This window comes from Pseudomonas sp. Irchel s3h9 (genome assembly GCF_900187475.1).
GTDB lineage: Bacteria > Pseudomonadota > Gammaproteobacteria > Pseudomonadales > Pseudomonadaceae > Aquipseudomonas > Aquipseudomonas neuropathica.
Genome location: NZ_FYDH01000001.1, coordinates 645,093 through 669,896 on the forward strand (window position 1 = coordinate 645,093; position 24,804 = coordinate 669,896).

Here is a 24,804-nt window from a genome sequence, read left to right on the forward strand (position 1 = left end):
ATAACCTCAGCCGGCGGCGCGCTGCTGGCTGCGGTCGGGAATCTGATGGGGTGCGCACAGTCGCGCTTCGAGGGTGCGGGTGAAGGCCAGTGCTTCGGCTTCACTGCGGAATGTCACGGCGTGTTGGTCCAGACGAACCTGCCATTGAGACTTTGCCACTTCTTTTATCAGGATCTTCATTGCTGACCTCCCTTGCGTAAAAGATGTATCGCAGAGGCTTCGATTGTAGACCTGAATACGATCGCAATTGTGACAAGGGTCAAGCATCGGACTGACGGCAAAAAACAGCGCAGCCCCGCCGACCGCTCTAGGTTCGGCGAAGGCTGCGCTGTGCGGTTTTTTAGAAACCTTCTAAAACAATTTTCCCCTTGGCTTTGCCACTTTCAAGCAGCTCATGGGCGCGACGCAGGTTCGCCGCATTGATCGTGCCGAAATGCTCGCCCACCGTGGTCTTCAACGTCCCGGCATCAATCAGATCCGCCACGCGGTTAAGCAGTTTGTGCTGCTCGATCATGTCTGGCGTCTCGAACAGCGAGCGGGTGTACATGAACTCCCAGTGCAGCGACAGGCTCTTGCGCTTGAGCTTGCTCACGTCCAGTGACTTCGGATCGTCGATCAACGCCAGTTTGCCTTGCGGCGCCAGCGCTTCGACCAGTTGATCCAGGTGCTGGTCGGTCTGGGTCAGGCTGGCGACGTGGGTCACGCTGTCGACCCCGGCGCGCTTGAGTTCTTCGCTCAGCGGCTGGCTGTGATCGATGACCAGGTCGGCGCCCAGTTCTTTGACCCAATCGCGGGTTTGCTCGCGGGATGCGGTGCCGATCACCTTCAGGCCGGTCAGTTGCCTGGCCAATTGCGTCAGGATCGAGCCAACCCCGCCGGCGGCACCGACGATCAGCAGGCTCTGGCCTTCATCGGTATTGCCTTCGCGGATTTGCAGGCGCTCGAACAACAACTCCCATGCGGTGATCGCGGTCAGCGGCAGTGCGGCGGCTTCGGCAAAACCGAGGGATTTCGGCATATGGCCGACGATGCGCTCATCCACCACGTGCAGCTCACTGTTGCCGCCGGCACGGGCGATGGAGCCGGCGTAAAAGACTTTGTCGCCGGCCTTGAACAACGTCACTTCGCTGCCAACAGCCTTGACCACACCGGCAACGTCCCAGCCCAGCACTTTCGCCGCGCCGTTTTCCGGTGCCACGTTCTGCCGCACTTTGGTGTCGACCGGGTTGACCGAAATGGCTTTGACTTCCACCAGCACGTCGCGCGGGCCGGCGACCGGTTCTGGCAGTTCGATGTCTTGCAGGGACTTGGCGTCGCTGATCGGCAGGGAAGCGTAATAGGCGATGGCTTTCATGAGTGGCTCCGTACAGGTAATAGAAGAAGGAATCAGACAATCGCGCCGAGGCGCTTGAGTTGGAAGTGTTCGATGGCGTGGCCAGCCGTTGCCTGGAAATGCTGGAAGTGCGCGCTGGCGTTGTGCGCCTCAAGAATCGCTTCGCTGGCCCAGTGTTCAATCACATAAAACACCTGCGGGTCGGCGAGGTCACGGTGCAGGTCGTACTGGCTGCAACCGGCTTCGGCGCGGCTCGGCTCAACCAGTGCGCGCAGGCCTTGTTCGAGAAGATCCTGTTGGCCCGGCTTGGCGATCAGGGTGGCAATAGCGGTGAATGGCTGGGTCATGCTCGGCTCCAGAGAAGCGGGATGAATGCGATAGAGCGATGATTGGCTATTTCTCTGCGAGATAAAACCGGCTAAAAGAGCAGTCTCTTTCAATATTTTTTTGATAATTGAGGCTGAGCATGCTGCGTTTTGACGACTTGCAGTTGTTTGTCCGGGCGGCGGATCTGGGCAGTCTGTCGGCAGCCGCGCGGGTGATGGACATGTCCGCTGCCGTGGCGAGTGCGGCGTTGAAACGGATTGAACAGCAGCTCGGTGCGCGCTTGCTCGCGCGCTCGACCCGCAGTCTGCGCCTGACAGCCGAGGGCGACGGCTTTCTCGAATACGCGCGGGCGGCGCTGAGCAACCTTGATGAAGGCCGGCGCTTACTGGCCAGCGGACAGGATCAGGTCAGTGGGGTCTTGCAGTTGTCGGCGCCTTCGGACTTCGGCCGCAACCTGTTACTGCCGTGGCTCGACGAGTTCCAGCGCGAGCACCCGAAGCTGACCGTGCGCTTGCTGCTCGGCGATCGCATCGCGGACTTGTTCCGCCAACCCGTGGACATCGCTTTGCGCTACGGCGAGCCGGAAGACTCGAGCCTGATCGCCTTGCCCATCGCCCCGCACAACCGCCGTGTGCTGTGCGCCTCCCCGGCGTATCTGGCCCGACACGGCGAACCGCGCCAGCTCGAACAACTGGCCCAGCACAACTGCCTGTTGTACATGCTCGGCAGCCGGGTGCATGACCATTGGAGTTTTCATGACGGTAAACGTGAAGTTGGTCTGACCGTCAGTGGTGACCGTTTCAGCGATGACGCCGACGTTGTGCGTCTGTGGGCGGTGGCCGGCGCCGGAATTGCCTACAAGTCGTGGCTGGACGTGGGCGCCGATGTGCTCGCCGGGCGGCTCAAAGTGCTGTTGCCAGAGCTGCTTTGTGAGCGCGCACCGCTGAATTTGTTGTGCGCCCATCGCGCCCAATTGAGTAAGCCGGTGAACCTTCTGAGGGAAATGCTCGCCAGCCGATGCGCTGAAGTGAGTAGTCAATTTCCCGCTTTTCCGAAAGTTGATCATTAGTCGCAGGTAAATAGAGAAATTTCTGTCAGGAACAATCACCACCTGCGCAGGCCCCGGCGCAGGACGCGCGGGCGAACCCGCTTATACTAGCGCCCGCCTCATGCCAGCACCGACACCCCGGCCCGGAGATCCTCGCACCGCGTCGCCAGTCTTCGAGTGACGGTCGCGCAACTGCTGCGGGTTCTGTGCCGGAGCAGGCTGCGTCAGTGGCTTGCCTCGCCCCGGTTCATGGCGATTTTCGCGTCTTGGCCGATGACTGATTACCGGCCAAGATGTCTCCGAGCAGTAGACGATACGATTCAACAGGGAGTGAACACATGGAACATGCACCTTGCATCAGCCAGATCGCCACGTTGCTGGCCGACCCCAAGCGCAGCGCGATGATGTGGGCGTTGATGGATGGCTCGGCCCGGCAAACCGAGGAGCTTGCGCTACTGGCAGGGCTGTCGCCATCGTCGGCCAGCGCACATCTGGCGCGGCTATCCACGGGTGGTCTGTTGAAGGTCGAAGTCCGTGGTCGCAAACGCTTTTTCCGTCTCTCGGCACCGGAGGTCGGTGCTGCGATAGAAGCATTGGCCAGCGCCACCATCGCCAGTGCTCCACGGGAAATTCCCGAGGTCTTCAAACGCACCACCCCCATGGCCAAACCGCAAACCGCGCCGTCCTCATTGTTGCGCGCGCGTTTTTGCGATGACCACCTCGGCGGTACGCTAGCGGCGGACCTGTATCAGCGCTTGCTCGATGCTGGCTGGATCGAACAGCTTGAACAACGCGTCGTGGTGACCCACAAGGGTTCGAAACTGTTGGCTGGACGTGGCGTGTTCATTCAGGCGCTGGCCCATCGCAACGTGCAAGTGGCGTGTGCTTGTCCAGACTGGAGCGAACGTCGTCCGCACATGGGGGGATCACTCGGCGCCGCGTTATTGCAGTTGTTCATGCAGTCCGGCTGGCTGACCCTGCCCAACGACTCGAGAGCTTTGCAATTGACCGCCACCGGCCAACGGGAGCTGCACCGTTTCGCCAAGGAAACCGAGCTGGAAATGGCGTTGTAGAGCACTCGCAATCGACGTCCGGAACTGCGTAAGCGCTTCTGGCGTCGCCCGCGACTGCGAACAGGTCGTATCCAGCACTAACGCCGTTTCGCTATCAAGCACACTCGATCCGGGGATATTTTTCGGATGGGGGAGGTGGCATGGAGGCTCACGGCTACAGCGCGGCAGAACGTCTGGAACGACTGCCGATCAGCGGTTATCACCGGATCATTTTCATCATCATCGCCTTGGCGTTTTTCTTCGACTCCATGGATCTGGCGATGATGACCTTCCTGCTCGGCTCGATCAAAGCCGAGTTCGGCCTGAGCAGTGCGCAAGCGGGATTGCTCGCCAGTTCGAGTTTTTTCGGCATGGTGCTGGGGGCGTCGCTGTCCGGCATGCTCGCCGATCGCTTCGGGCGTAAACCGGTGTTTCAGTGGAGCATCGTGCTGTGGGGGGTGGCCAGTTATCTGTGCTCGACAGCGCAAACGGTCGAGACGCTGACGCTGTTTCGCATCCTGTTGGGGATCGGTATGGGCATGGAATTTCCGATCGCCCAGTCGATGTTGTCCGAGCTGATTCCAGCGCAGCGCCGCGGACGTTACATCGCGTTGATGGACGGCTTCTGGCCGCTCGGCTTCGTTGCTGCCGGCGTGCTGTCCTACTTTCTGCTGCCGCTGATTGGCTGGCGCGACATCTTTCTGGTGTTGGCGGTGCCGGCGGTGTTCGTACTGGCGATCAGGTTTTTCATTCCCGAGTCACCGCGCTGGCTGGAACAGGCCGGAAAACATGAGGCGGCAGACAAGGTATTGAACGGCATCGAGGCGCGGGTGCGTTCGTCGCTCGGTGGTGCCGCGTTGCCGGAGCCGCTGCGCTTGCCGCGCACCGTCACGCCGCCGGGCAACTTCTTTGCGGCGCTGAAACAGATCTGGTCGCCGCAGTATCGCCAGCGCACGACGATGCTCTGGAGTCTGTGGTTCTTTGCGCTGCTCGGCTTTTACGGGCTGACGTCGTGGCTCAGTGCGCTGTTGCAACAGTCGGGTTTCGCGGTGACGCAGTCGGTGTATTACACGGTGCTGATTTCCCTGGGCGGGATTCCCGGGTTTCTCATGGCCGCATGGCTGGTTGAGCGCTGGGGGCGCAAACCGGTATGCATCGTGACGTTGCTCGGCGGAGGTGTAATGGCGTTTTTGTATGGGCAGAGCGCGGTGTTTGGCGGCAACGTGGCGCTGCTGATCGGCACCGGGTTGCTGATGCAGTTTTTCCTGTTCGGCATGTGGGCGGTGCTCTATACCTATACGCCGGAGCTTTATCCGACGTCGGCGCGGGCGACCGGCTCGGGCTTTGCCTCGGCGATTGGCCGCGTGGGTTCGCTGCTCGGGCCGTTGGTGACCGGACTGGTGTTCCCGATTACCGGGCAGGGCGGGGTGTTTGCGCTGGGCGCGGCGTGCTTTGCGATTGCGGCGGGCGTGGTGTGGCTGTTCGGGATGGAGACGCGAGGGAAAACCCTGGAAGAGCTGACCGAAACCCAAATCCCAGGCTGAACAAAGAACCCACTGTGGGAGCGAGCCTGCTCGCGAAAGCGGAGTGTCATTCAACGAAAATGTTAACTGACACTCCCTCTTCGCGAGCAGGCTCGCTCCCACATGGGTACTTCGGTGTTGCTTAGGGTTTTACCAGTCGCGCATCCAGGCTGTTCTGCGCCAAACGCTTGGCCTGATCCTGGGTCATGCCCAAATGTTCATGCAGCGCGTAGAAGTTCTCGGTCACATAACCACCGAAGTACGCCGGGTCATCGGAGTTCACCGTGACCTTCACGCCACGCTCGAGCATGTCGAGGATGTTGTGCTGCGACATGTGATCGAACACGCAGAGTTTGGTGTTCGACAGCGGGCACACGGTCAGCGGGATTTGCTCGTCGATGATCCGCTGCATCAGACGCTCGTCTTCGATGGCGCGCACGCCATGGTCGATGCGCTGGATTTTCAGCAGATCGATAGCTTCCCAGATGTACTCCGGCGGGCCTTCTTCGCCAGCGTGGGCAACGGTCAGGAAACCTTCGTGGCGGGCGCGATCAAACACGCGCTGAAACTTGCTCGGCGGGTGGCCCATCTCGGAGCTGTCGAGGCCGACTGCGACAAACGCGTCACGGAATGGCAGTGCCTGGTCCAGAGTTTTCTCGGCTTCTTCTTCGCTGAGGTGGCGCAGGAAGCTGAGGATCAAACCGCTGGTGATGCCCAGTTGCTGCTCGCCATCCTTCAGTGCTGCGGCGATGCCGTTGAGCACCACTTCGAATGGGATGCCTCGATCGGTGTGGGTCTGCGGGTCGAAGAACGGTTCGGTGTGAATCACGTTCTGCGCTTTGCAACGCAACAGGTAGGCCCAGGTCAGGTCGTAGAAATCCTGCGAGGTGCGCAATACGTCGGCGCCCTGGTAATACAGGTCGAGGAATTCCTGCAGGTTGTTGAAGGCGTATGCCTTGCGCAGGGTCTCCACGTCGCTCCACGGCAGGGCGATCTTGTTGCGCTCGGCCAGGGCGAACAGCAGCTCAGGCTCCAGCGAGCCTTCCAGATGCAGGTGCAGTTCAGCCTTGGGCAAGGCGTTGAGCCAGTCGTACATATTCTTTTCTCATCAGGTGCAATGACGGCATTCTACAGATGCTCGCCGAAACAATTGGCAAAACCTGACCAAGCGATCCATCACACGGCTTCTTGCTCGCGGCGATAGGCGTAGGTATCGGCGAAGCGCGAGAGCAGGAATTCGGCGCAGGTGGTGGTCGGATATTTCGCCGGATGCTGTGCGTCCTGACAACCCGGCAGGCATTCGATGCGGGTGTCCGGATGCGGCTCGGCGAAGAACGGCATCGAGTAGCGATCCACGCCGAGCGGGCTGATCACCCGGTGCGGGGTCGAGCGATAACGGTCGTTGCTCCAGCGCGCCATCATGTCGCCGAGGTTGACCACGAAGGTGCCGTCGATGGGCGGCGCGTCGATCCATTCGCCTCGCACGTTCCTGACCTGCAAGCCACCGGCGCTGTCCTGATAGAGCAGGGTGATGCAGCCATAATCGGTGTGCGCGCCGGCGCCTTGCTGCTCGGCGGAGCTGGCAGTGTGACGCGGTGGGTAATGGATCATGCGCAGGACGCTGACGGGATCATTGAAACGGCTGTCGAAGAAGTCGCGTTCGATGCCTAGCGCGAGGGTCATCGCCCGCAGCAGGGTTTGCGCGAGGGCCTGCATGTCGAGGTAATGCTGCTCCATCAACTCAGGCCATCCGGTCTGCGCGGGATGACGGTTCGGCCCGCGTAACGGTTTTTCGGCGAGCACGTCGGGATGATTGGCCGGCAGGTGCAGACCCATGTCGAAGGTTTCTTTGAGGTCGCTGGGTTTGCTCGGGTCGAGTTGCTCGGTGGCGATGGCGCCGTAGCCACGATGGTGGCGGGTCTGGGTGATGTCGATCTTGAGTTTTTCCGCTGCGGGCAGGGCAAAAAAACGCTGAGTCTGATCGAGCACGGCGTCGATGCGCTGCGCTGAAATCGGATGACCCTTGATGTAGAAAAAGCCCCATTCGCGGCAGGCCAGGTCGATTTGCGCGGCGACGGCGGGCCAGGCGTTTTCATCGGCGGAGTAGAGCGGGCTGATATCGATGATCGGAAGCTGATCCATTTCGCATTCTCTATTGTGATCGTTCCCACGCTCCGCGTGGGAATGCCTCAATGGACGCTCTGCGTCCGCTTTTGGCAGGGACGCGGAGCGTCCCGGGCGGCATTCCCACGCAGAGCGTGGGAACGATCGGGGTCAGGGGGATTACTTCGGCATCTCGGCCTTCATGCCTTCAACGTAATAGTTCATCGACGCCAGTTCCGCAGTGTTCGCACTCACACCCGCCGGGATTTTCTCGACCCCGGCCTGATCCTTGATCGGCCCGGTAAACGGCTGCAATGCACCGCTCTTGATGTCGGCGATGATCTGCTCGGCCTCGGCTTTCACCGGCGCTGGCACCAGATCGCTGATCGGCAGTTCAACCGTGCCTTCCTTCAACCCGCCCCAGTAATCCTGAGATTTCCAGCTGTGATCGATCACACTCTGCGTTGCCTGAATGTAATGCGGCGCCCAGTCGTTGACGATCGACGTCAGCACGGCTTTCGGCCCGAAATGCGCCATGTCCGAGGCATACCCCACCGCATACACGCCACGACGTTCGGCGGCCTGAATCGGCGCCGGGCTGTCGGTGTGCTGGAACACCACGTCGACACCCTGATCGATCAGCGCGTTGGCCGCGTCGGCTTCCTTGCCCGGGTCGAACCAGGAGTTGACCCACACCACTTTGATCTCGGTTCCGGGGTTGTACTTGTTCAAGGCCAGTTGAATCGCGTTGATATCGCGGATCACCTCGGGGATCGGGAACGAAGCGACGTAACCGATTTTCTTGGTCTTGGTCATCTTCGCTGCGAGGAAACCGCCGACGTAGCGACCCTCGTAAGTGCGCGCCAGATAGGTGCCAAGGTTCTTGTCCTGTTTGTAGCCGGTGGCGTGTTCGAAGGTCACCTTGGGAAATTGCTTGGCGACTTTGACGGTGGGGTTCATGTAGCCGAAGGAGGTGGTGAAGATCAGGTCGTATTTGTCCTTGGCCATGTTGCGGATCACCCGCTCGGCGTCGGCGCCTTCGGCGACGTTCTCGACGTAGTTGGTGGTGATCTGGTTGCCGAATTTTTCCGCGAGGGCCTTGCGCCCCTGCTCATGCTGATACGTCCAGCCGTGGTCACCGATCGGTCCGATGTAGACGAAGCCGACCTTGAGCGGATCGGCAGCGCTGGCGCTCAGACTGATCCCCAGACCGAGGGCGGCGCACAGCAGTTTGTGCAGCGGACGTATTTGCATGAATTCGAACTCCATTTTGTTGTGTGTGGTCAGGGCCAATGCAAATTGCTGACCAACAGGACAACAAACCTTCCGAAACCGCGGTGCGGCCTTCGCGAGCAGGCTCGCTCCCACCTTCGAGCGCATTCCCCTGTGGGAGCGAGCCTGCTCGCGAAGAGGCCGGTGAGGCCAATAAAAGGGCACCTGCCAAACTCGCTGCTATTCGCTGGTGCGCTAAGGTGTAACGAAACGTTAGCGCCGCCCTGCAGTCAGTAGCTCATTCGCACTCTTCGGCAAAAGGCCCGCCATGCTCACAATTCTCAAGCAAGAAAGCTTTCTGCTGCTGGCAGTCATCGCCGCGTGCGTTGCCTATCCGCTGGAACACTGGCTGCTGCACAGCGGCCAGATCGTCGCGCTGCTCGGCGGTCTGGTGCTGATCGCTTTCATCGTCGCCGCCTCGATGCGCGTCGCCCATCACGCCGAATTGCTCGCGGAAAAGGTTGGCGACCCTTACGGCACGATGATCCTCACGCTTGCGGCCGTGCTGGTCGAAGTGGTGATTCTCGCGATCATGATGAGCAACGAAGCGTCGCCCACGTTGGTGCGCGACACGATCTATTCTGCCGTGATGCTCGACATCAACGGCATCCTCGGCCTCGCCGCACTGATGGGCGGGATCAAACATGGCGAGCAGTCCTATAACGACGATTCCGCGCGCAGCTACAGCGTGATGATCCTCACCGCCATGGCGGTGTCGATGGTGGTGCCGGAGTTTATTCCCGAGGCCAACTGGAAGATTTATTCGGCGTTCACCATCGGCGCGATGGTGGTGCTTTACGCGCTGTTTCTGCGCATGCAGGTCGGCCCGCACAGTTACTTTTTCAGCTACAGCTATCCGGACAAGCGCCGCAAGAAAGAACCGCAGGACGCGCAGGCGAATGCACCGAGCATCGGCCTGTCGATCGGCATTCTGGTGTTTGGCATTGTGGTGATCGGCGCACTGGCCGAAGTGATGTCGAAGACCCTCGATCTGGGCCTGGAAGGCACGGGCGCGCCGCCGGTGATCACGGCGATTCTGGTGGCGGCGATTTCCGCCGCGCCGGAGATTCTCACCGCGTTGCGTGCGGCACTGGCCAACCGTATGCAGTCGGTGGTGAACATTGCGATGGGCGCGTCATTGTCGACGGTGATTCTGACGGTGCCGGTGATGGAAGCAATGGCCCTGTATACCGGCCAGCCGTTTCAGATGGCGATGACACCGGTACAGACGGTGATGATCTTCATCACGCTGATCGTCAGCGCGATCAACTTGAATGACGGTGAGACCAATGCCATCGAAGGCATGACCCACTTCGTGCTGTTCGCGACCTTCATCATGCTGTCTCTGCTGGGCCTCTAGCGACGGGTGATCGTTCCCACGCTCCGCGTGGGAATGCCGCCATGGACGCTCTGCGTCCGCCGCTGGGACGCGGAGCGTCCCGAGATGCATTCCCACGCAGAGCGTGGGAACGATCAGATGGGGAGGGGGATCAGGTACCTGCGATCAGCTGCCGAGCCGCCTGGCTGTGATCGGCAATCAGGCCTTTCAGATCAAGCCCTTCAACCTGCCCATCGACCACACGCCACTTGCCACCAATCATCACCCGATCCGCACGATCGGCACCGCACAACAGCAACGCCGAAATCGGGTCATGGCTACCGGAGAAGCGCAGCTCATCGAGCTTGAACAACGCCAGATCCGCCTGCTTGCCCACCGCCAGCTCACCAATGTCGGTGCGCCCCAACAGACTCGCCGAACCTTTGGTCGCCCAGCCCAGCACGCGTTCCGGGGTGATCTTCTCGGCGCCGTAACGCAGACGCTGGATGTACAACGCCTGACGCGCTTCGAGAATCATGTTCGACGCATCGTTGGACGCTGAACCGTCGACGCCCAGACCAAACAGCGCACCCGCGTCAGTCAGATCGATACTTGGGCAAATGCCGGAGGCCAGACGCATGTTCGAACTCGGGCAATGGCAAATACCGGTGCCGGCCTGGCCGAGACGCGCGATTTCGTCCGGGTTGAAGTGGATGCCGTGGGCCAGCCAGGTGCGCGAGCCGAGCCAGCCGACGCTGTCGAGATAGTCGACGGTGCGCAGGCCGAAACGCTGCAGGCAGAAATCTTCTTCATCGAGGGTTTCGGCCAAGTGCGTGTGTAGACGCACGTCCAGATTGTTCGCCAGTTCGGCGCTGGCCGACATGATTTCCGGGGTCACCGAGAACGGCGAGCACGGCGCCAGCGCGATCTGGATTTGCGCGCCATCGCCACGTTCGTGGTACTCGTGAATCAGGCGCTGACTGTCGTCGAGAATCACCTGACCCTCCTGCACGGTCTGCTGCGGCGGCAGACCGCCGTCCTTCTCGCCGAGGCTCATCGAACCGCGAGTGAGCATGGCGCGCATGCCCAGTTCACGTACGCTTTCGACTTGCACATCGATGGCGTTTTCCAGACCGTCCGGGAACAGGTAGTGGTGGTCGGCCGCAGTGGTGCAGCCCGACAGCAGCAGTTCGGCCAAAGCGACTTTGGTGGCGAGCGCGAGTTTTTCTGGCGTCAGGCGCGCCCAGACCGGGTACAGGGTTTTCAGCCACGGGAACAACGGCTGATTGACCACCGGCGCCCATGCGCGAGTCAGGGTTTGATAGAAGTGATGGTGGGTGTTGATCAGGCCCGGCAGGATCACATGTTCACGGGCATCGAACACTGCATTGCACGGCGCCGACGGCTGTTGGCCAGCGGCGAGGACTTCGACAATGACACCGTCTTGCACGACAAGACCGCCACGGGCATCAAGCTCGTTGGAGGTGAAAATGGCGAGGGGATTTTTTAACCAGGTACGGGTCGCGGGCATGCTGCCGGCTCCTCTGAAAATGGGGTTCAGGGTTGCCAGCTCAGTGATGCCCTGTCTGCTGATCCAGGGTCGCCGCGAGGGACGAGGTGCGCAGTTTCAAACAAATTGCCACGCCGGGCAAGCCCAACCCGACAGGACAACATCACCAAAATACACAACCCCTGTAGGAGCTGCCGAAGGCTGCGATCTTTTGATCTTAAAAAAAATCAAAAGATCGCAGCCTTCGGCAGCTCCTACAGGGGATCATCAATTACCAGGGAATCGTTTCGCCCTTGTAATTGATGAAGTGATGTCCGCCCTTGCCGGTGTACGCATTCACCTGATCAATCAATCCACGGGTGCTGGTTTCCACATCAAGGTCAGCCCCTTCGCCGCCCATATCGGTCTTCACCCAACCCGGATGCAGCGACAACACGGTCATTTTCTGCTCGCCCAATTGCGTGACAAAACTGTTGGTCATCGAGTTCAGCGCAGCCTTGCTGGCCTTGTACAACGCCAGCTCCGGTGCGTCGGGTACGGTGACGCTGCCCAGTCCGGAACTCATGAACGCCAGCACGCCGCTGCCATCGCGGATTTGCCCGACAAACCGCTGTGCCAGATTGATCGGTGCCACCGCGTTGGTGAAAAATAGCTGACCGACTTCGGCCAGTGTCGCGCCGCCCGGGGTCTGATCTGCCGGGCCTTTGACCCCGGCGTTGACGAACAGCAGGTCAAATGTTTCGCCCTTGAGCTGCTGACTCAGGGCGATCACCGCTTGCTGGTCATCCATGTCGAGCTTCTCGATCCGCACCTTGCCCAGCGCTTGCAGCGCCTCGGCGTTTTGCGGATTGCGCACGGTGGCGGTGACTTGCCAGCCGTCGGCCAGCAGGGTTTTCACCAGACCGAGGCCAAGGCCCCGGGAGGCGCCGATGATCAGTGCGTTTTTTGCAGACATGATGGGCTTCCTTGATGAATGAGGATCATGGATTCAATGGACAGGCCTGACCGAGGCGAAGTTGCAACTCTTGCCGCAGCGTGTCGAGCTCGCGCATTCGGGTTTCGATCAGTTGCAGTTTGTCGCGCAGCAACTGCGCCACGGCGTTGTCCGGGTTGGGGGCGTTCCACAGCGCGGCAACGCTGTCACTGATCTCGCCGAGGGTAAATCCCAGGCGTTGCGCGGTTTTGATATAGAGCACCAGTTGCACCATGTCTGGCGGATAGTCGCGGTAACCGTTGGCACGGCGTTGCGCGGCAATCAGCCCGCGCTGCTCGTAGAAGCGCAGCGTGTCACGGCTGACGGCGCAGGCTTGGGCTAGTTCACCGATGCGCATGCGGGCTCTCAAAAAGGCTATTGACCCTGGAGCATACTCCAGGCTTTACCGTGCTTGCTCCCTGAATTTTGCGGAGCATGGATGATGTGGACTTCAACGCAGTATCGCAATGTGGTGCTTGGCAGTGCCTGGTATGACCTGATCGTCACGGTGGCATTTGCCACGCCGTGGAGTTTTGCCGCTTTGCATGGGTTTTTGACCGCGCTGAATTTGCCCGGTGAACTGCCGGCGTTTGCGCCTGTGCACCTGTTGATGGCGAATCTGCTGGGCTCGGTGGTGTGCGTGTGGGCGGTGCTGCGGATTCGTGATCCGCAGGCGCTTTATGGACGGTATGACGCGGTGGGACGGTTTTTGTTTGCCGCTTGGCAAGCATATGCCTTGGCCCATGGCGCCAGTTCGATCCTGATTATTTTCCTGGTCTTCGAACTGGCGTGGGGCATTGCTCAAGTGTTGCCTGTGAGGGCCTCATCGCTGGCAAGCCAGCTCCCACAGTGTCCGAGTAGTGCGCAAAATTTGTGATCAGCACTAAACCTGTGGGAGCTGGCTTGCCAGCGATGGGGCCATTGACATCACTACATTAATGCCCCGCCTGCCAAGGCTGCCCAAGCGAAACCGGCGCATACAATCTTGTGCGCAGCGCATCGCGCGACAACAACACCAACACCACAATCGTCGCCACATACGGCAGCATCGCCAGCAGACTCGACGGAATCGCCAGCCCCAACCCCTGCGCCACCAAGTGCAGGATGCTGGCGAGGCCGAACAAATAAGCCCCGAGCAACAACCGCCACACCCGCCAACTGGCAAACACCACCAGCGCCAGGGCGATCCAGCCACGCCCGGCGGTCATGTTTTCCGCCCACATCGGCGTATACGCCAGCGACAAATAAGCCCCGGCCAACCCGGCCATCGCCCCGCCAAACAGCACCGCCAGCGTACGTACCGTCAACACCGGCAAGCCCATCGCACTGGCCGCATCCGGATTCTCGCCGACCGCTTGAATGATCAACCCGACACGACTTTTGATGATCACCCACGCCACCAGCGCAAACAGCGCGAACGACAGATACACCAGCAAATCCTGAGCAAACAGCATCCGCCCGATCAGCGGAATCTCACTCAGATAAGGAATCGCCAACGGCTCAAAACCGGCCAGTGGTTTACCGACCCAAGCTGCGCCGACAAAGGTCGACAGCCCGACACCAAAAATTGTCAGCGCCAATCCGGTTGCTACCTGATTGGCGTTGAACACCAACGCCACTAGCGCAAACAGCGACGACAACAACATCCCGGCCAGCATCGCCAGCAACACGCCAAGCCACAGGTTGCCGCTGTTGAGTGCGACGATAAAACCGATCACCGCGCCAAACAGCATCATCCCTTCCTGCCCGAGGTTGAGCACGCCGCTCTTCTCGCAGATCAATTCCCCCAGCGCCACCAGCAACAACGGCGTGCCGCAACGCACCATGGCGTAGAAAATATTGCTCAACAGATCGATATCCATCACAGCGCTCCGGCGGTTACGGCGGTGGTCGACGTGCGCTTCACCCAGCGCAGGTTCAGGCGTGGCCGATAGAGAATCAACACGTCACAGGCGAGCAGGAAAAACAGCATCATTCCCTGAAACAACTGGGTGATCGCCTGCGGCATATTCAGGCTCATTTGCGCGCTCTCGCCACCGATGTACAACAGCGCCATCAACAGGCTGGAAAACAGAATTCCGATCGGATTGAGGCGTCCGAGAAACGCCACGGTGATTGCCGCATAGCCGTAACCTGGCGACACCTGCGGCACCAATTGGCCAATCGGCCCGGTGACTTCGCAGACACCTGCGAGCCCGGCCAAGCCGCCGCTGATCAAAAGCGCCAGCCAGATCAAACGCTTCTCGCGAAAGCCGACGAACCCCGCCGCGCGCTTGTCCAGCCCAAGCACTTTGATCTGGAACCCGACAAAACTTTTCTGCAACAACACCCACACCGCGACCAGTGCGAGCAGGGCGAAATACACCCCGGCGTGCACGCGGCCATCCTCCATCAACAGCGGCAAACGGCTGGCGTCACCGAACATCGCCGACTCGGGAAAGTTGAACCCGGCGGGATCCTTCAGCGGCCCGTGCACGCAGAACAGCAGCAGATTCAGCGCGATGTAATTGAGCATGATGCTGGTGAGAATTTCGTTGGCGTTGAAGCGCGTGCGCAACCACGCCGTCAGCCCGGCCCACGCCGCGCCGGCGAGGGTGCCGGTGAGCAGAATCAACACCAGCGCCCAACTGCTTTGCATATCGATGATGTTCACCGCCAAAGCGCTGCCGGCGAGAGCGCCGAGGAGCAATTGACCTTCGGCGCCGATGTTCCAGATCCGCGCCTGATACGCCACCGCCAGGCCCAGTGCGCAGAGCAGAATCGGCAGCGCCTTGACCAATAATTCGGAGACGCCATACAAATCGCTGACCGGCGCGATCAGTAGCGTGTGCAAGGTTTGCAGCGGGTCGTGGCCGAGGGCGATAAACAGCAGCGAGCCGCAACCGAGCGTCAGCGCCGCCGCCAATAACGGCGAGCACCACAGCATCAGGCGCGATTGCTGGCCACGGGGTTCGAGGGAAAGCAGCATGTGGAAAACTCCGTTAAACCGTGGCGGCTGAAGGGGCGTGGTCGAACTGGCCGGCCATCCAGCCGCCAACTTCGCTGAGTTGTGTCTTGCTGGTGTCTTGCAGTGCCGACAAACGTCCACCGCACAGCGCGCCGAGGCGGTCGCTGATCTGGAACAATTCGTCGAGGTCTTCGGAGATCACCAGAATCGCCGCGCCGGCATCGCGCAGCGCGATCAGCGCACGGTGAATGGTCGCGGCCGAGCCGACGTCGACGCCCCAGGTTGGGTGCGCAGCGATCAGCAGTTTCGGTTGCTGAAGAATTTCCCGACCGAGGATGAATTTCTGCAGGTTGCCGCCGGACAAGCTGCGCGCGGCGGTTTGCGTGTCCGGAGTTTTTACGCCGAAGCGTTGAATGATCTGTTGGGCGAGGGCTTCGACTTTACCGCGCTGGATTAGCCCGTTGCTGACCAAGCCTTGCTGGAAAGCCGTCAGCAGGGCGTTGTCCGCCAGACTCAATTCCGGCACCGCGCCGTGCCCGAGGCGTTCGGCGGGGACGAAAGCCAGACCTAGTTTGCGACGGGCATCCGGGCGCAAATCGGCGACGTTCTGCTCAGCGAATCGAATGGTTGCCGCTTCTACCCGAGGCAAGGTGTGTTCGCCACTGAGCAGGGCGAGCAATTCATCCTGACCGTTGCCCGCGACCCCGGCGATGCCGACGATTTCACCGCTGCGCACTTGCACATCAATGTCAGTCAGCGAGCAGCCGAACGGATCCGGGTTGTGCCAACTCAAGCCCTTCACCTGCAAAAACGTCGCGCCGCCGCTGACCTTCGGATAGTCGCCAATCAACGCCGCCGCTTCGCCGACCATCATCTGCGCCAATTGCTGATCCGAGCACTCCGCTGGCAGACAATGCCCGGCCACGCGCCCACCGCGCAGAACAGTCGCGCTGTGGCACAACGCGCGCACTTCAGCGAGTTTGTGGCTGATAAACAGAATGCTACAGCCTTCGGCGGCGAGGCGGCGCAGGGTGATGAACAATTCGCCGGCCTCTTGCGGCGTCAGCACTGAGGTTGGCTCATCGAGAATCAGCAGGCGAATGTCCTGCATCAGGCAACGAATGATCTCCACCCGTTGCCGCTCGCCGATTGACAGGCTGTGGACAAGTCGCTCCGGCTCCAGCGCCATGCCATAACGGCGCGACACTTCACGAATCTTCGGTTCCAGTTGTTTCGGCGTGCTGGCTGCTGCGCCCATCGCCAAAGCAATGTTTTGCGCCACGCTGAGGGTTTCGAATAGTGAGAAATGCTGGAACACCATGCCGATACCCAACTGCCGCGCCTGGGCCGGGTTGCGGATATTCACCGGCTGACCTTGCCAAAGCATCTCGCCGGCATCGGCTTGGGTGACGCCGTAGATAATCTTCATCAACGTACTTTTGCCCGCACCGTTTTCACCGAGCAGGGCGTGAATTTCACCGGGCGTGATGCTCAGGTCGATGGCATCGTTGGCCAGACAACCGGGGTAGCGTTTGCTGATGTGGCGCAGTTGCAGGCGCGGGGTGTTGGAAGCAATTGGCATGACAGGCTCGACTTGCTTGGAGTTGTGCCTGTGGATAAAGCAATTTCCTGGCCATTGAGTCAGGAACGCGAGCGGGCCGCGTGTGGCAGCACTTGGTATAGAGCATTGAAGGCCGAATCACGTACGACGATGGCACCAATTCAGAGCAAAGCCGTTGTTCGGGCGCCAGTTTTGCCCGTCGCGATATGATCAAAAAACGAGCAATCCCTTGGGGGCTAGATGGATCCAGCGACTGCGCCAGCCATGAACGGGTTATCCACAGCTTGTTCCACAGTTATTGTGCGCAAGCTGCAAACCCGGGCATAAGCACTGCGGTGCTTTCTTCTAATGGTGATAAACCGCGCTAACTGACTGTTTCTGTTTGAAAATTTCGTTTCGTTGGGAGAATTGAACGAAAAGTGAACAAACCGCGCAAAGCCACGTGACAGAAGGGTTACAGCGGAATGTACTCAGGTTATCCACAGTCGGGTGCACAGCCGATGTGGGCAACTCTGTGGAATAAGGAAATTCGGGATCGCCCCAAAAGATCGCAGCTTTCGGCAGCTCCTACATTTGAAATGCGTTCCCCTGTAGGAGCTGCGGAACGCTCGGGCCGCGATCGGACGATCTTTTGATCTTTTATCGTTGAAGCAAAATCCGCCCACGACTCAAATCGGCTAGTTGAGTTTGCAAGATATCGATTTGCGCTTCGCCCACCGCCAGCTGCAATTCGACGCCGTTAGCGGTGAAGTTTTCCTCCATAACCAATCCACCCAGATCGGCCACCCGCAACTTCACCAACGCCAACTCGGCAAACCCGCAAGCGCAACTCAACGGCACCCGGCTGATCAATTCAACCTTGGCCGCCGTCTGCAAACACTTGTTCGCGCCCCCGCCATAGGCCCGGGCCAAACCGCCGGTGCCCAATTGAATACCGCCGTACCAACGAATCACCAGCACCGCGACCTGATCGCAATCCTGCGCCTCAATTGCCGCCAGAATCGGCCGACCCGCCGTGCCGCCAGGCTCGCCGTCGTCATTGCTGCGATATTGATCGCCGAGCTTCCACGCCCAGCAATTGTGCGAGGCATTCAAGTCGCTGTGTTGCTCGAAGAACGCCTGCGCCTCGGCAGGGCTGCCGATCGGCGTGGCGAAGGTGATAAAGCGGCTTTTGCGAATCTCTTCGCGGTACTCGCAAAAACCGCTGAGGGTGAAAGGCATAAACGTCTTATAGAGGAGGAGTGAGGCCGCAGCCTTTGAGAATAATGCGGATCAGGTTGTTGCCGGCGTCTTCCATGTCCTGCTTGGTCAGCTTGCTGCGACCGCTGACGCGGCAGATTTGCGTGGCGAAGTCAGCGTAATGCTGGGTGCTACCCCACAACAGGAAGATCAAATGCACCGGATCGACCGGGTCCATTTTGCCCGCATCAATCCACGCTTGAAATACCGCCGCGCGGCCAGTGAACCAGGCGCGATAATCCTGATTGAAATATTCGCTGAGGCATTCGCCGCCGCTGATCACTTCCATCGCAAAGATCCGCGAGGCCTGTGGCTGGCGGCGGGAGAATTCCATCTTGGCGCGGATGTAGCGAGTCAGCGCTTCGGCCGGATCGTCTTCGGCGGTGAGGGTGTTGAAGGTGCTGTCCCACAACTCGATGATGTTGCTCAGCACCGCCACGTACAAGCCAAGCTTGTTGGTGAAGTAGTAATGCAGGTTCGCCTTGGGCAACCCGGCATTCTGCGCGATGGTGTTCATGCTGGTGCCTTTGTACCCGTGACGGGCGAACTCGTCTTCGGCGGCTTTGAGAATGGTCTCTTCGTTTTTCTGACGAATGCGGCTGGCGGGTTTGCCGCCATGGGCTGGGACTTCAAAGGTCATAGGCACTTCCGGGTTTGTCTGTGGGTGCAACCAGTTGCGTTGATAGCGCACCCACAGGCATCCGACAAGTCTTTGCGCGATAAAACCGTTACGCCTGTTCGATCTTGTTCAGCGGCGCGTGCGCTTCAGCGGCCTCGGTTTTCGACTCCGGCAGCAGCAGGCACAGGATGATTGCGGTCAGGCCGCCGCTGGTGATCGCCGAATCAAACAGGTTCTGCACCAGTTTCGGCAGCAGGTGTAGCAGGGTCGGTTGTGCGGCGATGCCCAGGCCGACGCCGAACGATGTGGCGATGATCAACATGCTGCGTCGATCCAGCGGCGACTGCGCGAGGATGCGCACACCGGCAGCCGCCACCGCGCCGAACATCACCAGGGTCGCGCCGCCGAGCACCGGTTTCGGAATCTGTTGCAGCACCGCGCCGATCATCGGGAACAAGCCGAGGCAAAACAGAATCGCGCCGATGTACAGCCCGACGTAGCGGCTGGCGACGCCGGTCAACTGAATCACGCCGTTGTTCTGCGCGAACGTAGTATTGGGAAAAGCGCTGAAGGTCGCGGCGATCATGCAGCTGACGCCATCGCCGAGTACGCCACCGCGCAGGCGGCTTATATAAGAAGGGCCGCTGATCGGCTGACGGGCGAGCATGCAGTTGGCAGTGAGGTCGCCGACGGTTTCGATGGTGCTGATCAGATAAATCAGCGCGACCGGCAGGAACGCTGTCCAGTCAAAGCTGAATCCAAACCTGAACGGCGTAGGAAAACTCACCAGCGGCAAATCAGGCAACGGTTGCGGCAGCAGTTTTCCACTGAACCAAGCGGCCAGGCTACCGAGCAACAGTCCGATGATGATCGCCGACAGCCGCACCCATGGCGTATTCGAGCGGTTAAGCAGAATGATCGTCAGCAACACAAACACGCCCAGCGCCAGATTGCCCGGCGCACCGAAGTCCGGCGCGTTGAAGCCACCGCCCAGATCGGTGATGCCGACCTTGATCAGGCTGATGCCAATGAGGGTGATGACGATCCCGGTCACCAGCGGCGTAACCACGCGACGCAGTTGACCGATGAAACGGCTGAGAACGATCTGCACGATTGCGCCGAAAAAGCACACACCGAAAATCATCGCCAGAATGTCTTCCGGGCTGCCGCCGCGCTGCTTGACCAGAAAACCAGCGGAGAGCACCGCACCGAGAAAGGCGAAACTGGTGCCTTGCAGACAGATCATTCCCGCGCCGATCCCGAATGGTCGCCGCGCCTGAATAAACGTGCCGACGCCCGAGACCATCAAGGCCATGCTGATCAGATAAGGCAAATGCGCAGTCAGCCCGAGGGCCGAGCCGATCACTAATGGTGGGGTGATGATGCCAACGAAACTGGCGAGCACGTGCTGCAGCGCGGCAAGAATTGCAGCAGCGGGTTTGGGGCGGTCGTTGAGGCCGTAGATCAGGTCGCTGGACGGTGCGGAATCTGGCTGCATGGCTTAAGGCTTCTTATCAGAGGAACGAAGTAATTCCCTCCCTGCAAAAACCTGTCCACTTGCTCAGCTTATTCTCTCTGTAGGAGCTGCCGAAGGCTGCGATCCCTTGATCTTGCTGTACTTCACCAACATCGCAATCCCGATCAACGCGTCGCCGCCAAACTCTCCAAAAAGCTCTCCAGCACCAAATGAGGGCGCCGCCCCTTGCGCGTGACCGATGCCAGACTCAAATCGTAAAACCGCGTTCCTGCTTTCAAAGCACGCAAACGCCCCTGCTGCACCCAAAGACTGGCGTAATGATCCGGCAGATACCCAATGTAACGCCCGGTCAAAATCAAAAACGCCATGCCTTCCCGGTCAGAAGCACTGGCCGTGCAATTGAGCGCCTGGTAATGCGCCTGAATATCCGCCGGCAAACGAAAAGTCGGCGCAATCGCGTCCTGACTATTCAGGCGCTCGTCATCGAGTTGCTTGTCATCGACATAAAACAGCGGGTGACCAACAGCGCAATAAAGCAGCGAACGCTCGCTGTACAACGGCTGATATTCCAGACCCGACAACGCACTGGCCTGCGGTACCACGCCGACATGCAGACGCCCATCGAGCACGCCTTGCTCGACTTCATTGGGCGCAATCATGCGGATCTGGATCTGCACATCCGGCCCGCGTTCCTTTAACTGAGCGAGGGCGTGGGTGATGCGCATGTGGGGCAGGGTGACGAGGTTGTCGGTCAGGCCAATGATCAACTCACCCCGCAGATGCTGGTGCAGGCCGTTGACTTCGGTGCGAAAGCTTTCCAGCGCACTTAACAGTTGCAGTGCCGACTGATACACCTCGCGACCTTCCTCGGTCAGCGAAAACCCGGCTCGACCACGCTGGCACAGACGCAAACCGAGGCGCTGCTCCAGATCGCTCATCTGTTGGCTGATCGCCGAGCGACCGATGCCGAGCACGGTTTCCGCTGCCGAGAAGCCGCCGCACTCCACCACACTGCGAAAAATCCGCAGCAAGCGGATATCAAAGTCACTCACCTGGGCCAGCGGATCGGGGCGACGGCTGCTCATCTTATTGTTCTCATTGTTTAGCAAAGTTCTAACTGAAGGTTAGAAGAGTTGAATTTCACCGACTTTATCCCCGTGGCAATTTAGCTGCAACAACGCTTTTTATCTCCCTGACGCTTATGCCCTGCGAGGTTTTGCCCGATGAACATGCCTGAAAACGCGCCGTCGCCACTGGCCAGCCAACTGAAGCTGGACGCGCACTGGATGCCGTACACCGCCAACCGCAACTTCCAGCGCGACCCGCGACTGATCGTTGGTGCTGAAGGCAGTTGGCTGATCGACGACAAAGGCCGCCGGGTATACGACTCTTTGTCCGGGCTGTGGACTTGCGGCGCCGGCCACACCCGCAAGGAAATTCAGGAAGCGGTTTCCAAACAGTTGGGCACCCTCGATTACTCGCCGGGCTTCCAGTACGGCCACCCGCTGTCGTTCCAATTGGCCGAGAAGATCACCGAGCTGACCCCGGGCAACCTCAACCACGTGTTCTTCACCGACTCCGGTTCCGAGTGCGCTGACACTGCGGTGAAAATGGTCCGTGCCTACTGGCGCCTGAAAGGTCAGGCCACAAAAACCAAAATGATCGGCCGTGCCCGCGGCTACCACGGTGTGAACATCGCCGGCACCAGCCTTGGCGGCGTCAACGGCAACCGTAAGCTGTTCGGTCAGGCGATGATGGATGTCGATCACCTGCCGCACACGCTGCTGGCGAGCAATGCCTTCTCCCGTGGCATGCCGGAGCAGGGCGGTATCGCCTTGGCCGATGAACTGCTGAAACTGATTGAGCTGCACGATGCTTCGAATATCGCCGCGGTATTCGTAGAGCCTATGGCCGGTTCCGCTGGTGTACTGGTTCCGCCACAGGGTTACCTGAAACGTCTGCGCGAAATCTGCGATCAGCACAGCATCCTGTTGGTGTTCGACGAAGTGATCACCGGTTTCGGCCGCACCGGCAATATGTTCGGCGCCGACACCTTTGGCGTGACCCCGGATCTGATGTGCATCGCCAAGCAAGTCACCAACGGCGCGATCCCGATGGGCGCGGTGATTGCCAGCTCCGAGATCTACCAGACCTTCATGAACCAGCCGACCCCGGAATACGCCGTGGAATTTCCACACGGCTACACCTACTCGGCACACCCGGTGGCTTGTGCCGCTGGCCTGGCGGCTCTCGACCTGCTGCAAAAGGAAAACCTGGTACAGAGCGTTGCAGAAGTCGCACCGCATTTTGAAAACGCGCTGCACGGGCTGAAAGGTTCGAAGAACGTTATCGACATCCGTAACTTCGGTCTGGCCGGTGCGATCCAGATTGCCCCGCGTGACGGTGACGCCATCGTGCGTCCGTTCGAAGCCGGCATGGCCCTGTGGAAAGCCGGGTTCTACGTACGCTTCGGCGGCGACACCTTGCAGTTCGGCCCGACTTTCAACAGCAAGCCACAAGACCTCGATCGTCTGTTCGACGCGGTCGGCGAAGTGCTGAACAAGCTCGACTGATTTTTCCTTCTATATATACCTACAAAAACGGGCACTCCTTAACGTGTGCCCGTGGACAAGAATTCAGGAGTTTTCGATGAGCGTTATCCCGCATTTGATCAATGGCGAACTGGTGACCGAGAACGGTCGCGCGGTTGATGTGTTCAATCCGTCCACTGGTCAGGCTATCCATAAGCTGCCACTGGCCAGCCAGGCCACCATCCAGAAAGCCATCGATGCCGCCAAGGCAGCGTTCCCGGCCTGGCGCAACACGCCACCGGCCAAACGCGCCCAAGTGATGTTCCGCTTCAAGCAACTGCTGGAGCAGAACGAAGCACGCATCTCGCAATTGATCAGCGAAGAACACGGCAAGACCCTGGAAGACGCCGCCGGTGAACTGAAGCGTGGTATCGAGAACGTCGAGTTCGCTTGCGCTGCCCCGGAAATCCTCAAGGGCGAGTACAGCCGCAACGTCGGCCCGAACATCGACGCATGGTCGGACTTCCAGCCGCTGGGCATTGTTGCCGGTATCACCCCGTTTAACTTCCCGGCCATGGTGCCGCTGTGGATGTATCCACTGGCGATCGTCTGCGGCAACTGCTTCATCCTCAAACCGTCCGAGCGTGATCCAAGCTCGACACTGCTGATCGCTCAGTTGTTGCTGGAAGCCGGTCTGCCGAAAGGCGTGATGAGCGTGGTGCACGGTGACAAGACGGCGGTGGACGCGTTGATCGAAGCGCCGGAAGTCAAAGCGCTGAGCTTCGTTGGTTCGACGCCGATTGCCGAGTACATCTATGCCGAAGGTACCAAGCGCGGCAAGCGCGTCCAGGCACTGGGCGGCGCGAAGAACCATGCCGTGCTGATGCCGGATGCCGATCTGGACAACGCGGTCAGCGCACTGATGGGCGCGGCTTATGGTTCGTGCGGTGAGCGCTGCATGGCGATTTCGGTGGCCGTGTGTGTGGGTGACCAGGTAGCGGATGCACTGGTGGCCAAACTGGTTCCACAGATCAAGGCACTGAAAATCGGTGCCGGTACTTCGTGCGGTCTGGACATGGGCCCACTGGTGACCGGGCAAGCGCGCGACAAAGTCAGCGGTTACGTCGACGACGGCGTGGCGGCGGGCGCGACCCTGGTGGTCGACGGTCGTGGTTTCAGCGTGGCCGGTCATGAAGAAGGCTTCTTCCTCGGTGGCTGTCTGTTCGACAACGTCACCCCGCAAATGCGCATCTATAAAGAAGAGATCTTCGGCCCGGTGCTGTGCATCGTTCGCGTGAACAGCCTGGAAGAGGCCATGCAACTGATCAACGATCACGAATACGGCAATGGCACCTGCATCTTCACCCGTGACGGTGAGGCGGCGCGTCTGTTCTGCGACGAGATCGAAGTCGGCATGGTTGGCGTCAACGTGCCGCTGCCGGTGCCGGTGGCTTACCACAGCTTCGGCGGCTGGAAGCGTTCGCTGTTCGGTGACCTGCACGCTTATGGTCCGGATGGTGTGCGCTTCTATACCCGTCGCAAGGCGATCACCCAGCGCTGGCCGCAGCGTGCCAGCCATGAGGCTTCGCAGTTCGCGTTCCCTAGCTTGTAAGTAGAGGGGCGATGCAACGAAGGCCGACCCCTTGGGGGGCGGCCTTCGTGTTTTCGGGGGTTTTTGACCGATGTGACAGAATTATGAAAATAAGTGTTGACGGCAGATTCAGGATGTCTATAATTCGCCCCACTTCCGGCGCAGTCGAAACGGAAAACTCCTTGAGATTCAATGGGTTATGTAGGTTTCGGCGGCAGGTTGCTTCAGTTCATCGAAGCCAGAAGGAAGTTGAAAAAAGAGGTGTTGACAGCAGCGTGTAACGCTGTAGAATTCGCCTCCCGCTGACGAGAGATCGGAAGCGCAAGTGGTTGAAGTTGTTGAAGAATTCTTCGAAAACTTCTGAAAATAATCACTTGACA

At 59.8% G+C, this 24,804-nt stretch carries 23 protein-coding genes; 7 read left to right on the forward strand and 16 right to left on the reverse strand.

Annotated elements, in window-relative coordinates; genetic code table 11:
- Window positions 1-6: 6 nt before the first annotated feature.
- From CKW26_RS30015 to CKW26_RS02740, 3 genes are all read right to left on the reverse strand, one after another.
- Complete coding sequence (locus CKW26_RS30015) at window positions 7-180, reverse strand: hypothetical protein (protein ID WP_007914687.1); 174 nt, start codon at window positions 178-180, stop codon at window positions 7-9.
- Window positions 181-340: 160 nt separating this feature from the next.
- Window positions 341-1,354, reverse strand: coding sequence for a zinc-binding alcohol dehydrogenase family protein (locus tag CKW26_RS02735; RefSeq protein ID WP_095047392.1), 1,014 nt, complete (start codon window positions 1,352-1,354; stop codon window positions 341-343).
- 32 nt (window positions 1,355-1,386) lie between these two features.
- The gene (locus CKW26_RS02740) at window positions 1,387-1,680 is read right to left on the reverse strand and encodes a putative quinol monooxygenase (protein WP_095047393.1); all 294 of its coding nucleotides are present in this window, start codon (window positions 1,678-1,680) and stop codon (window positions 1,387-1,389) included.
- A gap of 119 nt (window positions 1,681-1,799) precedes the next feature.
- Here CKW26_RS02740 and CKW26_RS02745 point away from each other — a divergent pair, with 119 nt between their 5' ends.
- From CKW26_RS02745 to CKW26_RS02755, 3 genes are all read left to right on the forward strand, one after another.
- Window positions 1,800-2,729: a LysR family transcriptional regulator gene (locus CKW26_RS02745; RefSeq protein ID WP_095047394.1), complete on the forward strand. Its 930-nt coding sequence runs from the start codon at window positions 1,800-1,802 to the stop codon at window positions 2,727-2,729.
- 317 nt (window positions 2,730-3,046) lie between these two features.
- Window positions 3,047-3,781, forward strand: a complete 735-nt coding sequence (locus tag CKW26_RS02750) for a helix-turn-helix transcriptional regulator (protein WP_093430305.1) — start codon at window positions 3,047-3,049, stop codon at window positions 3,779-3,781.
- Between the two features lie 140 nt (window positions 3,782-3,921).
- On the forward strand, window positions 3,922-5,304 hold the full coding sequence (locus tag CKW26_RS02755) for an MFS transporter (protein ID WP_095047395.1): 1,383 nt from the start codon (window positions 3,922-3,924) through the stop codon (window positions 5,302-5,304).
- 121 nt (window positions 5,305-5,425) lie between these two features.
- On the opposite strand, the gene CKW26_RS02760 is transcribed toward CKW26_RS02755, so the two are convergent.
- The 3 genes from CKW26_RS02760 to CKW26_RS02770 form a co-directional block, all read right to left on the reverse strand.
- Window positions 5,426-6,379 (reverse strand): adenosine deaminase, encoded by a 954-nt coding sequence (locus CKW26_RS02760; RefSeq protein WP_095047396.1) that lies wholly within the window; start codon window positions 6,377-6,379, stop codon window positions 5,426-5,428.
- An 80-nt stretch (window positions 6,380-6,459) separates the two neighbouring features.
- Entirely contained in the window at window positions 6,460-7,425 is a 966-nt protein-coding gene (locus CKW26_RS02765) for a 2-oxoglutarate and iron-dependent oxygenase domain-containing protein (protein WP_095047397.1), read from the reverse strand.
- Between the two features lie 141 nt (window positions 7,426-7,566).
- On the reverse strand, window positions 7,567-8,640 hold the full coding sequence (locus tag CKW26_RS02770) for a BMP family ABC transporter substrate-binding protein (protein WP_095047416.1): 1,074 nt from the start codon (window positions 8,638-8,640) through the stop codon (window positions 7,567-7,569).
- 286 nt (window positions 8,641-8,926) lie between these two features.
- Between CKW26_RS02770 and CKW26_RS02775 the strand changes: the two genes are divergently transcribed.
- Window positions 8,927-10,018, forward strand: coding sequence for a calcium:proton antiporter (locus CKW26_RS02775; RefSeq protein WP_095047398.1), 1,092 nt, complete (start codon window positions 8,927-8,929; stop codon window positions 10,016-10,018).
- Between the two features lie 130 nt (window positions 10,019-10,148).
- On the opposite strand, the gene CKW26_RS02780 is transcribed toward CKW26_RS02775, so the two are convergent.
- From CKW26_RS02780 to CKW26_RS02790, 3 genes are all read right to left on the reverse strand, one after another.
- Window positions 10,149-11,507: an 8-oxoguanine deaminase gene (locus tag CKW26_RS02780; protein WP_095047399.1), complete on the reverse strand. Its 1,359-nt coding sequence runs from the start codon at window positions 11,505-11,507 to the stop codon at window positions 10,149-10,151.
- Window positions 11,508-11,757: 250 nt separating this feature from the next.
- Complete coding sequence (locus CKW26_RS02785; RefSeq protein WP_086935984.1) at window positions 11,758-12,444, reverse strand: SDR family oxidoreductase; 687 nt, start codon at window positions 12,442-12,444, stop codon at window positions 11,758-11,760.
- A 22-nt stretch (window positions 12,445-12,466) separates the two neighbouring features.
- The gene (locus CKW26_RS02790) at window positions 12,467-12,817 is read right to left on the reverse strand and encodes a MerR family transcriptional regulator (RefSeq protein ID WP_093430322.1); all 351 of its coding nucleotides are present in this window, start codon (window positions 12,815-12,817) and stop codon (window positions 12,467-12,469) included.
- 84 nt (window positions 12,818-12,901) lie between these two features.
- On the opposite strand from CKW26_RS02790, the gene CKW26_RS02795 reads away from it, so the two are divergent.
- A complete protein-coding gene (locus CKW26_RS02795; RefSeq protein WP_095047417.1) occupies window positions 12,902-13,336 on the forward strand; it encodes a hypothetical protein in 435 nt (144 codons plus the stop codon).
- A 58-nt stretch (window positions 13,337-13,394) separates the two neighbouring features.
- On the opposite strand, the gene CKW26_RS02800 is transcribed toward CKW26_RS02795, so the two are convergent.
- The 7 genes from CKW26_RS02800 to CKW26_RS02830 form a co-directional block, all read right to left on the reverse strand.
- On the reverse strand, window positions 13,395-14,321 hold the full coding sequence (locus CKW26_RS02800) for an ABC transporter permease (RefSeq protein WP_064118442.1): 927 nt from the start codon (window positions 14,319-14,321) through the stop codon (window positions 13,395-13,397).
- Window positions 14,321-15,427, reverse strand: coding sequence for an ABC transporter permease (locus CKW26_RS02805; protein ID WP_095047400.1), 1,107 nt, complete (start codon window positions 15,425-15,427; stop codon window positions 14,321-14,323). The genes CKW26_RS02800 and CKW26_RS02805 overlap by 1 nt, the downstream gene beginning before the upstream one ends.
- 13 nt (window positions 15,428-15,440) lie before the next feature.
- The gene (locus CKW26_RS02810; RefSeq protein WP_095047401.1) at window positions 15,441-16,988 is read right to left on the reverse strand and encodes an ABC transporter ATP-binding protein; all 1,548 of its coding nucleotides are present in this window, start codon (window positions 16,986-16,988) and stop codon (window positions 15,441-15,443) included.
- Window positions 16,989-17,606: 618 nt separating this feature from the next.
- Entirely contained in the window at window positions 17,607-18,188 is a 582-nt protein-coding gene (locus CKW26_RS02815; RefSeq protein WP_095047402.1) for a YigZ family protein, read from the reverse strand.
- A 7-nt stretch (window positions 18,189-18,195) separates the two neighbouring features.
- Complete coding sequence (locus CKW26_RS02820; protein WP_038360732.1) at window positions 18,196-18,846, reverse strand: TetR/AcrR family transcriptional regulator; 651 nt, start codon at window positions 18,844-18,846, stop codon at window positions 18,196-18,198.
- 88 nt (window positions 18,847-18,934) lie between these two features.
- Complete coding sequence (locus CKW26_RS02825; RefSeq protein ID WP_095047403.1) at window positions 18,935-20,323, reverse strand: uracil-xanthine permease family protein; 1,389 nt, start codon at window positions 20,321-20,323, stop codon at window positions 18,935-18,937.
- Between the two features lie 143 nt (window positions 20,324-20,466).
- Window positions 20,467-21,387 (reverse strand): LysR family transcriptional regulator, encoded by a 921-nt coding sequence (locus tag CKW26_RS02830; protein WP_053116962.1) that lies wholly within the window; start codon window positions 21,385-21,387, stop codon window positions 20,467-20,469.
- A 138-nt stretch (window positions 21,388-21,525) separates the two neighbouring features.
- Between CKW26_RS02830 and CKW26_RS02835 the strand changes: the two genes are divergently transcribed.
- Window positions 21,526-22,875 carry an aspartate aminotransferase family protein gene (locus tag CKW26_RS02835; protein WP_095047404.1) on the forward strand — a complete coding sequence of 450 codons (1,350 nt, stop codon included), beginning with the start codon at window positions 21,526-21,528 and terminating at the stop codon, window positions 22,873-22,875.
- A gap of 76 nt (window positions 22,876-22,951) precedes the next feature.
- Complete coding sequence (locus CKW26_RS02840; RefSeq protein WP_095047405.1) at window positions 22,952-24,445, forward strand: CoA-acylating methylmalonate-semialdehyde dehydrogenase; 1,494 nt, start codon at window positions 22,952-22,954, stop codon at window positions 24,443-24,445.
- Window positions 24,446-24,804 lie beyond the last annotated feature (359 nt).